Source organism: Thauera sp. AutoDN2 (assembly GCF_051280715.1).
Classification (GTDB): Bacteria; Pseudomonadota; Gammaproteobacteria; order Burkholderiales; family Rhodocyclaceae; genus Thauera.
Genome location: NZ_JBNCAR010000048.1, coordinates 1 through 11,066, shown reverse-complemented (window position 1 = coordinate 11,066; position 11,066 = coordinate 1). Strand labels below are relative to the sequence as shown.

Sequence of the window (11,066 nt, the reverse complement as noted above, 5' to 3'; positions counted from 1 at the left end):
CCAAGGCTGTGGAAGCAACACTTCGCGGCCAATCCGCTTCGATCCGATCTCCACCCGCGCTCGAAGTAGGCAAGAACGCCGCTCGGTTACCGCTTACGTTGCTGCTGGCCACCCTGATTGCCTCCAAGAGACGGACCGCCGAAGTGGTCGAGATCGTGGCCACAGTCAAGCTGCTCCGCCGGTCGGAAAGAAGCTGGTAACATTTGTCACCTTTTCCCAGAGTGACGCTCATGCGGCCGATCCGATGTCTTGCCTTCCTGGTCCTGTCGTTGGTCTTTGCTGGGTGTGGTGAGCGTGTCGATCGAGAACCCGCGGTCGCAATCTCCACATCCCCGCCCCCCGTTGTAAAGCCGCGAGTGGCGTTGGTCATGAAAACGCTGACCAATCCGTTCTTCGTTGAGATGGAGAAGGGTGCGCGCAAGGCGGAGATTGAGCTCGGCATTGAACTGATCGTCAAGACGGCAGCGCAGGAAACCTCATTCGAACAGCAGGTTTCGATCGTCGAAGATCTAGTTCAGAACAAGCGGGCCGATGCGCTCGTGATCGCCCCTGCGAATGCACACCATCTGATTCCTGCGGTGCGAAAGGCGCGTGATGCGGGTATTCCGGTGGTGATTATCGATGCCCGCCTGGATGCCACCCAACTCGCAGTGGCGGATCTCGCCGGCCTGCCCTTTATCAGCGTGGACAACGAGAAGGGGGCCTATCTCGCGGTCAAGGCGCTGAGCGCAGGGATTGAAGTGCCGACCACGGCAGCCATTCTCGAAGGCATTCGTAGTGCCGAGAATGCGCAGGCGCGCAAGCAAGGTGCGGAGCGTGCGTTTTCAGAGAACACGGCGATCCGAGTGGTTGCCAGTGAAACCGCCAACTGGAAGATCGATGAGGCCTATGAGGTAACCAGGAAAATGTTCGAGCTGCATCCGGGCATCGGCCTGCTGTTCGCCGCCAACGACATGATGGCACTGGGGGCCTTGCGATACTTGAGCGACAATGGGCTGAGCTCGGTCAAGGTGGCCGGTTTCGACGCCTTGCCCGAAATCCGGACCATGGTCGATCAGGGCAAGCTAGCGGTTACCGTCGACCAGCGCGCGGCGGAGCAAGGTTATCAAGGTGTTCTGTATGCGATTCGCCTGCTCAAGGGCGAAAAAGTGCCATCAGAAACGCTGATCGATGTGGAGCTGGTCAGCGCGCCGAAGTAGGCCCGGGATTGCGTTTGAACATCATGACGATCAAATTCGCCGCTCCCTTGGCGGAGTCGGCCCGTTGCTCATGGGTGGGGGGCGGATGCGGCTGAACCTCACCCAGCGCTTCATTGTCTACCTGATTGTGCTTAGCATCCTGCCACTGTTGGTGGTGGGCTTATCGGCGATACACCTGTCGAACCAGGCTCTGGAACATGAGACGCGCAGCAGTGCGATTCAACAGGCTCACGACAAGGCTGCCCTGCTCAACGGGCAGATGGCGAAGATCGAAGCATTGATCGCTAACATCAGCGGGGTTGAGCAGATTGTCGAGGCGGTCTCGGCTGAGCCGCCCGATGGCGATGTGTTCACGCGCCTGGCCACCCAGGCGCAGATCGGCTACGTGCTCAACAATTACATCAACCTGGACGGCCTTGTCTCCATCGACATTTTTACCTTGGGGGGTAGTCACTACCACGTCGGCGACACCCTGGTTTCAAATAACCTGGATGTAACGGCGCGCGAACAGTTGATCGCAGAGACCCTGGCCGCTCCCAGCCGGATACATTGGGCAGGTGTGCAGGCCAACCTCAATCGTGACTCCGCCCACCGCCAGGTGGTAACGGTAGCCCGAGTGATTCGCCATTTCGATCTGGCGACTTCGCGCGAGGTCCCGGTCGCCTTGCTGCTGATCAACTACGACCCACACCAGATTCGCCGCGAGTTCAGCAAAGCAGGCGTTAGCGAAGATCGCCTGCTGATCGTGTTGGACGGGCGTGATCGCCTCGTATATCACCCCGATCCAGCACGCCTCGGCTCGCACGCAGAACCAGCGTTGATTGCCCAGCTGGCCGAAGCACACAGCGCGACGGTAACGATCAATGCTGCAAGTGGAGTACTCATTAGTCAAGTCGCCCTGCACGCTCCCGGCTGGCGACTTGCGATCTTGGTTCCGGAAGAAACGCGGTATCGCTCAGCGCAGGCCATTGGACGGACCACCACCGTGGCGATGCTGGTGTCGCTCCTTATCGTGGGCGTGGGGGCGGTCTTGTTCGCGCGCCGGGTGGTGCAACCGATTCGTGATATTGCCGGACGCTTCGGGCAACTACGCGACCTGCCCGATGCCGAATTGCTGCCGCTGGCGCCGCGCGGCGATGACGAGATCGGCAATCTCTCGCGCGGGTTCAATGCCTTTCTGGATGGTTTGAATGTCCGGCGTCAATCCGACGCAAAGCTCCAACTCGCAGCAAGCGTATTCAGCCACGCCCGTGAAGGTATCGTTATCACCGATGCCGATGGCCACATTATCGAGGTCAACGACGCCTTCACCCGTATCACCGGCTATCCCCGAAACGAGGTACTCGGCCGCAACCCCCGCATCCTCAGCTCCGGGCGCCATGATCGAGCTTTCTATGACGAGATGTGGCGTGATCTGCGCACCCGAGGGTACTGGGAGGGGGAGGTCTGGAATATGCGCAAGTCCGGACAGGAGTACGCCCAGTCACTCGCAATCGCGGCCGTGCGCGGGAGCGATCAGCAGACCTCCCACTATGTGGCGGTGTCCTCGGACATCACGCGGCAAAAGGACAATGAGCAGCAGCTCAGGCATATCGCGCACTTCGATCCGCTCACCGGCCTTCCCAACCGGGTGCTGCTGGCCGATCGCCTCGAGCAGGCCATCGTACGGGTAAGGCGCAGCGGCCTGCCGCTGGCACTGGCTTATATCGATCTGGATGGGTTCAAGTCAGTAAATGATGTACATGGCCATGACGTCGGCGATCAACTGTTGGTGACCCTTGCCGCGCGCATGAAGGATTGCCTGCGCGAGGGCGATACCGTCGCCCGCCTGGGTGGCGACGAGTTCGTCGCCGTACTTGCCGATCTGAGCAATCAGAGTGCAGCGAAGGATCTGATCGATCGATTGCTGTCCGTCATCGCCCAACCGGTAAAGGTGGATGGCGTGGTCGTTCAGGTTTCCGGCAGCATCGGGATTTCCCACTACCCGCAAAGTGATGATGTCGATCCCGATCAGTTGCTGCGCCAGGCGGACCAAGCGATGTACCAGGCCAAGGTCGCGGGCAAGAACCGTTACCATATTTTTGACACCGCACGGGATGCAAGTCTGCGCGGTCAGCACGAGCACCTGGAGCGCATCCGGGAGGGATTAATCAAGAACGAGTTCGTGCTTCACTACCAGCCCAAGGTCAACATGCGCAGCGGCGAGGTGATCGGAGCCGAGGCCCTGATCCGGTGGCAACACCCGGATCAGGGCCTGCTTGCACCCGTGGAGTTTCTGCCGCCGATCGCACAACATCCGCTGGAAGTGGAACTGGGACGCTGGGTGATCGACACTGCGCTGACCCAGATCGCGGCATGGCAGGACGCGGGAGTCGATTTACCGGTTAGCGTGAACATCTCCGGCTTTCATCTGCAGCAGGCCGGTTTTCTGGATGAACTGCGAGCCCTGCTGGCAGCGCACCCGAACGTGCCGCGCGGCTATCTTGAGCTAGAAGTGCTGGAGAGTTGCGCTCTCGAAGACATCGCCCTGGTCTCCGCGGTTATCGATGCATCCGCGACGCTCGGAGTCAGTTTTGCGCTCGATGATTTTGGCACCGGTTATTCGTCGCTCACCTATCTCAAGCGCCTGCCGGCGCAAGTGCTCAAGATCGATCAGAGCTTCGTTCGCGACATGCTGCAGGACTCGGACGACCTCGCTATTCTAGAAGGAATACTGGGGCTGGCCACCGCCTTTCGGCGCAGGGCGATTGCCGAGGGGGTGGAGACGGTGGCGCACGGCGAAACCCTGCTGCGGCTCGGCTGCGATCTGGGCCAGGGCTATGGCATCGCCCGACCGATGGCGGCGGCCGATCTGCCTGCGTGGCGCCAGCATTGGCGCCCCGACCCACGATGGGCGCATGCACACTGCCTCGACCGCGAGCTGATGCCGGTGCTGATTGCCGGTGTCGAGCATCGAGGCTGGATTGTTGCCCTGGGGGAACACCTCGATGGCAGGCGCGACGCGCCGCCGCCACTCGATCATCATCAATGCCGACTCGGCCAGTGGCTCGACAAGACCATCCATCAGCCGCGCCACGCTGCAACCTTCGCCACCATTGAAACCTTACATCTCCGGGTACACGCGCTGGCCGCCGACTTGCTCAAGCGGCGTTCGCAGGGTCACGATGTCGAAGCTTTGGCCGGTATGGCGGAACTTCACGCACTCTGGGACGCGCTGCTGGTCCACCTCGAATACCTGTTGAAGGACGATCCGCGCAGCCTGGCGCCGTCGTCTGGAGGCGGATCAAACTGTCGATAGAGAATCCCCCCTGAATCGCCCCGGGTTTGGTGGAGTCGGCACCGGTCGTAGCTTCCGGACACTTAAAGACCGTCAATCTCCGTGCGGTTCCGCCCCCGCTGCTTGGCTTGATACAGCGCCGCATCGGCTGCGGCCAGTAACAACTGGAGACAACTCGTGCTTCCCGGTCGCAGCTCAGCCACGCCAATGCTGACCGTGACGTGCGCGCCAATGGGAGACGATAAATGGGGAACGCCAAGTTCGGCCAGCTGCGCATGAATCCGCTTCGCCACGATTGCGGCGCCTGCGCTTGCCGTATCCGGCAGCAGCAACACGAACTCCTCGCCGCCAAAACGGGCCACGAGGTCGGCAGGGCGATGAACGGCTCCACGCAACACAGTTGCAATGGCTTTCAGGCACTCGTCGCCGGCGACATGGCCGTAGTGGTCGTTGTAAGGTTTGAAATGATCGACATCGATCATCAAGACGCCGAGCGGAGCGTGATCTCGCGCGTGGCGCTGACATTCCACCAACAGCATTTCATCAAAGTAACGTCGGTTTGCGATTCCCAGCAGACCATCTTGCCGACTGAGCGTGAGCAGGCGGCGGTTCGTGTCTTCGAGTTCCAGCTGGAGCCGCTTTGTGGCGGTGATGTCCTGGGTGAGCGCCAACCCCCCATAAACGCTCCCATCCGCGCTTTGCAAAGGGATAGCGTGGACCAGGAAACATGCCTCGTTGAACAACACCTCGACCTTGCCCGCCGTGCCGTCGAGCGCGTTACGGTACAGAGCGGCGAGTGGCGTCGAAATGTTCTCAGGGAAGAGTTCCCATAGGAGTTTGCCTTCGAGATCCTCCTTTCTGAGCTGGTGGTCGCGAAGCCCCAAGCCATCGGCGAAGGTATAGCGCAACTCCTTATCAAAAAGGATCACCGCACCATTGGGAAGGTGGCTCGCGATCGTCCGATAGATTGCTTCACTGCGCCGTAAGGCCTCCTCGCGCTCCAGGATGACCTGTTCAGTCAGCTTCACGTTCGTGATGTTCTCATGACTTAGCACGGCTCGCACGGGACCGTCACAGCTCATACGCGTTACACGGAGATTGAACCAACGGCGCTCGTTTCGGGAGTGGCACGGGTAGTCAATCACGAACTCGGTGAACTGGCCCGCAAGTACGGCCCTCACGCCCGCGGCTGCTGACCTTGCCACCTCCCGGTTAGTAGCGAGAAATGCTAGTATGCTAAGCCACTTCGTCTGCAGGGACAGTCATGTATGTACATTCTATCCGGGAGGCGATCGAGGCGATAATGCTGGCGGGGATGTTTTCGCGTTTTTTTGCCTGTGAGGAGGTGGAATGAAGCCGTCGCAGAAGGATAAGAGTGGAGCCCGATCTGATCTCGGTGAGCGCGCGCTCGCGTTTCTCGCCCAACATCGGCTGTCGGCCTCTCCCATCAATTACTGGGTAGCGCACGACTACATCAGAGGCAACGACCCGTCGCTGTGCGAAGCATTGAATTCAGTAATCGGATCTTCATCTGCGATCGATGATTTCGTTGTGCGCGAGATCTACGAGCAACATGTGGCTGGCGAGGCTCTTCGTCGGTTTCACGGCATGGGAGAGGGTATCGAAAAGTTGCTCGGCAGTCTCCTCGGAGATGTACTCAGCGCGAGTCGAAATACGTCCGGTCTCCAGGCCTCTCTGACCGAAAACCTGGGTCGGCTTGATGAAGTTCGCGACTCGAGCGGTTTACGCGCGATCGCTCAAAACCTAGCCCAGGCTGCCTTAGCAGCAAATGAAAGCAACGCGGCACTCAAGAAGAGTCTTGAGGCCACGGAGCAGGAGACAAGATTGCTTCGAGGTGAACTCGACAAGCATCGGCGCGAGGCGATGGTCGATCCGCTTACCGGGCTGCTCAATCGAAGAGGCATGTTAATTGAAGCCGCAAAACTGTTCGATTCTTCCGATGGGCCGCCTGCTTTGCTCGTCATGGATATCGACCACTTCAAGCGGATCAACGACACCTACGGCCATGCAGTGGGTGATATTGTGATCCAGAAGGTCGCTGAGGCGATGTTGGCTATCGCGCCGGACCAAGCGATGACTGCGCGTTTTGGTGGCGAGGAGTTTGTCATGTTGGTACCCAATGCCTCGATCGATCGAGCACAGCAGCTTGCAGAAAAGGTTAGGACCTCGATCGAACGGTTACGGTTGGTGCGGCGTCATGACAAGCTCGAAATCGCACCCTTTACGATCTCCGTCGGAGTTGCCTTACGTCAGCGCGAGGAGTCGATCGAGCCGCTATTCGATCGGGCTGACAAGGCGCTGTATCGGGCGAAGCACAATGGCCGTAACTGCGTCGTCGCATCCAGTTGAGGGCGAGCTCGGTGGCCAGATTCGACGAGATCAAGCTTGCTGGACAACTGCCTAGCCCCAAAGGGGTCGCATTGGCCATAATGAACCTATGCGGTCGCGAAGATTGCACGATAGAAGACGTTGCTCGTTTGGTTCAGACCGATCCAGCTTTGTCTGGGCGCCTTCTCCGTCTCGCAAACTCGAGCGGCGGTACCCACCGACCAGTCTCAGCCATCAACGAAGCACTGCTGCGTATCGGCATGAAGGCGGTTGCTCAGCTCGCGATGGGATTCTCGCTCGTCGACCAGTTCAAGGACGGACCTTGTAAAGGATTCGATTATCGCAATTTTTGGTCGCGCTCATTGCTGATGGCTTTGGCCTCGCGGGAACTCGGACGTTTGACCCGCGCGGCTGCCCCGGAGGACTTGTTCGCATGCGGCTTGCTCGCGAATATTGGTTCCTTGGCTCTGGCCACGGCATTCCCCGTCGAATACTCCGAACTGCTTGAGTCCGATCGAAGCAATTTGCTCGCGCTCGAACATGAGGCGTTTGGGATCGATCAGCGCCAGTGCGCGCTTGCCATGATAGAGGAGTTCGGCATTCCGAAAGCGCTCGCCGAACCCGTCTTCTACCATCAGTCACCCGATGAATCACAGTTTTCTGAAGGGTCGCGACCGCACACGCTGACCTGGCTATTTCACACCGCTAGTCATCTCGCCGACCTTGGCATAGCAGCCGAGAAGGTTCGAAGCCAGTTGGTCGGCTCCCTAATACGGCTCGGCGGTCGATTTCAGATGGACGCCGACGGTACGGCGGCGTTCTTCGATCGGATCGTCGAAGAGTGGAGCGACTGGGCGAAGTTACTGGATGTCCCGGCTACCTCCCTTCCGTCGTTCGAGCGCATGTCTGAAACTCCGCCGGTTATCGGAGGGGCTACAGGATCGGACGCTACAGTGCCTGCTCTCATTGTCACCTCACGTAATCACTCCACCTTCGATGTCAGCACGTTGTTGCAATCCAGCTTAGGTTATCAAATTTGTCTCGCGGGTGATTTTGATGAGGCTTTGAGCATTGCGGTCGCTGTGTTGCCGAAGATTGTGATTATTGACGCCGACTTCTCCGGTGCAGGTGCGCAGGACTTCTGTCGCAAGGTACGTGGGGCCGATTGGGGTAGACCGGTTTATCTCGTTGCATTGTCTGATCAGTTAGACAAGGAGAACTTCGTCGCAGCGCTTGAGAGCGGCGTGGATACGTGTCTTTTCAAGTCGCTCGGCGAGGAAGCGTTGCGCGTCGCGATGGATGCTGGACATCGCTATCTCGGACTCCTTGATGCATGGCAAAACGATCGTGCTCAACTTAAACAAATCGCCTCAGAGCTCGCCGTCAGCAACCGGAAGCTTGAACAGGTTGCCAGAACTGACATGCTTACCGGATTACCGAATCGTCGTGGGGCAATGGAGGCGCTCGCCAGGGCTTGGAGTGCGTCGAATCGCACCGGTGAGGCACTGAGCGTCATGATGATCGATCTTGACTGGTTCAAACGCGTGAATGATCGATATGGGCATGCGTTTGGTGACCACGTCTTGAAGCAAGTGGGTATTCGCCTACACAAAGAAGGGCGTCGCAGTGATACGTTGTGCCGAATCGGCGGCGAGGAATTCTTGGTTGTATGTTCGGGTTCAGATCTTCCCTCAGCCATGAAGGCGGCGGATCGCCTTCGCAGGGCGATCGAAACGATGGCCCTCGTCGCCGAGGGTCATGAAAAGGTAAGACTCAGTATCAGCGTCGGTGTTGCCCAGAAAGAACGCGACACTGCGAGTATTGATGTGCTACTTGGAGAGGCAGATAAGGCTGTGTACTCAGCCAAACATGCCGGCCGCAATCGCGTGCACATCATGGCTCGGGGTAAACTGCATCAATTCGTTAGCAATGAGTGAACGTTGAGCTGGTTGACCATCGTGGAGAACAAAGCTCTAGCTACGACTGTGTCTGACCCTGGTCGCCAAGACTCCTTGGGGCGCTGCCCCAAACCCCGCACTTGCCGTGAGGCAGCCGGGGGCGGGTTATAAAACAACCCACCCCCAGCAGCCCGGAGCGTTGGCCGCTGCGTCGGCATCAAGGGCTTTCGCGGCATAAACGGGTGCCCTCCCACGGCACACGACGCCGTGGGTCCCTCCCATTTATTCCACGGTCCCTTGACACCGCCTCCGCTCATTCAGGCGCCAGTGGGTCAAGCCTGTTCTCACCAACGCTGATCTGTTGCGTCGACTTGCTCGCAGATGCCTCACCCTCACCGATGATCTTTCGGATCGCCGTGACATAGCCCGGCTTGAAGATCACCCGGCCGGCCTCGTTGAGAACGCGTCCCTCAGCGTCGCTCGTCCAGCCTTCATCTCGGAGTAGGCGGTCGCTGACAGCATGGCGCAACGCCTCGATCTCGGAGGGATACAGGCCGGTCGATGGTAAGCGCTCCACGAACCCCATTCTTACGTAGCTCCGTGTGAGCCCGCATGCTTTGGCTGTAACCGTCCGAGCAACCCCGTAGTTCCCGACCAGCGCTGAATCATCGATCGTTGCATCTCCGAAACGCATTTCTGGAGAACAACGACGATGGAGCAGGACAGACTGATGGCGCGGGCAGCGCCGCCGGCTCAGCACCGTGGTGAGGCGGGTGCTCAGCGGCGCATGCATCGCGACGATGCATTCTGGCGCGCACATGAGCAGCAGCGGCGCCGGCAGGGCTTGAGCATTCCGCAGTATTGCCAGTCCACGGGCCTGGCGCTGTCGACGTTCCGCCACCGGATCAATCGCCTGGCCGCTGCCGAGGCAGGGTCGGCGGCGGGTGAAGGCGGCGGTCGCTTCATCGCGCTCGTGCAGCCAGCCTGCTCGGGGCAGGTCGATGCGATGCAGATCGAAGTCGTGCTGCCCGAATCGATGACGCTGCGCCTGCACGGGACGGCTGCGCGGCAGGTGCTCGATCGCGTGCTGGCGCGGCTGCCGTGATCCTGTCCTCGGCGATCCGGGCTCACGTCTATAGCGAGGCGGTCGACATGCGGAAGTCGATCGATGCACTCGCGCAGATCGTGTCGCGCTGCATGGGCATGAACCCGCTCTCGGGTCAGGTGTTCGGTAACCGTCCGAGCAACCCCGTTCCCCGGCGGGGCGATGGCTTCAGAGATCGACGACGTGCCTGAGCAGTGCGAAAGACACTCGCCAGCCGGGCTCGTTCTCGCAGTCGACGCTGGCCGTTTTCTGGTTGATACGCACGATGGTGCCGATGCGCGTCTGCAGGTGGCGATCCTCGAAACTGACGCGATCGCCGACGCGGAAGTCGTCGCGGGTGGGGCGTTGGGCGGGCTTGGCGGTGGGCACCACAGGTGCAGCCCGGCTGTCGGCGGGGAGCTCGATCGCCGCGTAGGGCAACGTCCAGCTCGCACGGGTGGCGTCGTCCTGCACGGTGACCTGGGTGTCCTTCATCGCCACCACGGTGCCGCTGCGCAGCTGCAGCGCAGCGCCCGGTGCTTTCCCGTCGACGAAGCGCACCCGTTGCCCCAGATGCAGATGCAGCCGGATCTGCACGATCCGCGACGGATCCGACATCAGGCGCTCGATCACGGTCGACAGGTGGAACAGCTCGAGCGAGCTCGCGCGGTTGAGGGCTTCGAGGGTGGCAGGATCCATCAGGGCGTGGGCTTCCAGTTCATCGGCAACAGCTCATCGAGCCGGTCCATGCGCTGCCCGGGCAGGCGTGTGAGCACATCCTTCAGGTAGGCATAGGGCTCAAGGCCGTTGAGTCGCGCCGTCTCGATCAGCGAGAGTGCCACGGCAGCGGCGCGTCCGCCACGCTCGCTGCCGGCAAACAGCCAGTTCTTCCTCTTATGCCAACCTTTGCATAACCGGAAAGCATGGCTCTTCTCGGACACCCAGGCCGGCGCGCGTGCCAGTGCGCTCATCTACTCGCTGATCGAGACCGCCAAAGCCAACAACGTCGAGCCGTATCTGTGGCTGCGCCACGTGCTGCGGGCATTGCCCACCGCCACCACCATCGAACACTTCGAGGCTTTCCTGCCTTGGAATCTCAAGGCTGAGCAGTTGATCACAGCGTAGCGAGCCCGGGAAGGATGGGGTTCATGGAGCGCTTACGAAGGATTTGCGCATGTCGACCGGGCGGCCATAGACATGGACCCGGACCGCGCCTTCGGGGAAGAACATCAGCCGCGCGACAGGTGAAGGATCACGCC

10 protein-coding genes and 2 pseudogenes are annotated in these 11,066 nt (G+C 60.1%); 8 read left to right on the top strand and 4 right to left on the bottom strand.

From position 1 onward, the window contains the following. The 3 genes from ACPT9U_RS16480 to ACPT9U_RS16470 all read left to right on the top strand — a co-directional run. On the top strand, positions 1–200 hold a 200-nt coding region (locus ACPT9U_RS16480; RefSeq protein WP_435751730.1), incomplete at its 5' end, for a hypothetical protein. A gap of 30 nt (positions 201–230) precedes the next feature. Further along, positions 231–1,199, top strand: a complete 969-nt coding sequence (locus tag ACPT9U_RS16475; protein ID WP_435751728.1) for a substrate-binding domain-containing protein — start codon at positions 231–233, stop codon at positions 1,197–1,199. Positions 1,200–1,284: 85 nt separating this feature from the next. After that, positions 1,285–4,497 carry an EAL domain-containing protein gene (locus ACPT9U_RS16470; protein ID WP_435751727.1) on the top strand — a complete coding sequence of 1,071 codons (3,213 nt, stop codon included), beginning with the start codon at positions 1,285–1,287 and terminating at the stop codon, positions 4,495–4,497. Between the two features lie 62 nt (positions 4,498–4,559). On the opposite strand, the gene ACPT9U_RS16465 is transcribed toward ACPT9U_RS16470, so the two are convergent. Further along, positions 4,560–5,504, bottom strand: coding sequence for a GGDEF domain-containing protein (locus ACPT9U_RS16465; protein ID WP_182938058.1), 945 nt, complete (start codon positions 5,502–5,504; stop codon positions 4,560–4,562). Between the two features lie 322 nt (positions 5,505–5,826). Here ACPT9U_RS16465 and ACPT9U_RS16460 point away from each other — a divergent pair, with 322 nt between their 5' ends. Together ACPT9U_RS16460 and ACPT9U_RS16455 are read left to right on the top strand one after the other, a co-directional pair. Continuing rightward, on the top strand, positions 5,827–6,846 hold the full coding sequence (locus ACPT9U_RS16460) for a diguanylate cyclase domain-containing protein (protein WP_435751726.1): 1,020 nt from the start codon (positions 5,827–5,829) through the stop codon (positions 6,844–6,846). A gap of 11 nt (positions 6,847–6,857) precedes the next feature. Beyond that, entirely contained in the window at positions 6,858–8,762 is a 1,905-nt protein-coding gene (locus ACPT9U_RS16455) for a sensor domain-containing diguanylate cyclase (protein ID WP_435751724.1), read from the top strand. Between the two features lie 274 nt (positions 8,763–9,036). Here ACPT9U_RS16455 and gmtX read toward each other — a convergent pair whose 3' ends face one another. Then, a complete protein-coding gene (gmtX, locus tag ACPT9U_RS16450; protein WP_341648033.1) occupies positions 9,037–9,309 on the bottom strand; it encodes a gamma-mobile-trio protein GmtX in 273 nt (90 codons plus the stop codon). Positions 9,310–9,435: 126 nt separating this feature from the next. Between gmtX and tnpA the strand changes: the two genes are divergently transcribed. Both tnpA and tnpB read left to right on the top strand, forming a co-directional pair. Continuing rightward, positions 9,436–9,828, top strand: coding sequence for an IS66 family insertion sequence element accessory protein TnpA (tnpA, locus tag ACPT9U_RS16445; protein WP_435751721.1), 393 nt, complete (start codon positions 9,436–9,438; stop codon positions 9,826–9,828). Then, positions 9,825–10,019, top strand: coding sequence for an IS66 family insertion sequence element accessory protein TnpB (gene tnpB, locus ACPT9U_RS16440; protein ID WP_341648035.1), 195 nt, complete (start codon positions 9,825–9,827; stop codon positions 10,017–10,019). Before tnpA ends, tnpB begins: the two co-directional genes overlap by 4 nt. Here tnpB and ACPT9U_RS16435 read toward each other — a convergent pair. Next, positions 9,997–10,506, bottom strand: coding sequence for a hypothetical protein (locus ACPT9U_RS16435; protein ID WP_341648036.1), 510 nt, complete (start codon positions 10,504–10,506; stop codon positions 9,997–9,999). The two genes, tnpB and ACPT9U_RS16435, sit on opposite strands and share 23 nt — an antisense overlap. Further along, a pseudogene (locus tag ACPT9U_RS16430) lies at positions 10,506–10,700 on the bottom strand (transposase domain-containing protein); the annotation flags it as partial. The pseudogene ACPT9U_RS16430 and the gene ACPT9U_RS16435, both read right to left, overlap by 1 nt. A gap of 22 nt (positions 10,701–10,722) precedes the next feature. Between ACPT9U_RS16430 and ACPT9U_RS16425 the strand changes: the two are divergent. Continuing rightward, positions 10,723–10,932 (top strand): annotated as a pseudogene (locus ACPT9U_RS16425) (transposase domain-containing protein); the annotation flags it as partial. Between the last annotated feature and the right edge of the window lie 134 nt (positions 10,933–11,066).

Coding starts and splice junctions, on each gene's coding strand:
- ACPT9U_RS16475 (WP_435751728.1), top strand. CDS start 231: ATGCGGCCGATCCGATGTCTTGCCTTCCTGGTCCTGTCGTTGGTCTTT.
- ACPT9U_RS16470 (WP_435751727.1), top strand. CDS start 1,285: ATGCGGCTGAACCTCACCCAGCGCTTCATTGTCTACCTGATTGTGCTT.
- ACPT9U_RS16460 (WP_435751726.1), top strand. CDS start 5,827: ATGAAGCCGTCGCAGAAGGATAAGAGTGGAGCCCGATCTGATCTCGGT.
- gmtX (WP_341648033.1), bottom strand. CDS start 9,309: ATGGGGTTCGTGGAGCGCTTACCATCGACCGGCCTGTATCCCTCCGAG.
- tnpA (WP_435751721.1), top strand. CDS start 9,436: ATGGAGCAGGACAGACTGATGGCGCGGGCAGCGCCGCCGGCTCAGCAC.
- ACPT9U_RS16435 (WP_341648036.1), bottom strand. CDS start 10,506: ATGGATCCTGCCACCCTCGAAGCCCTCAACCGCGCGAGCTCGCTCGAG.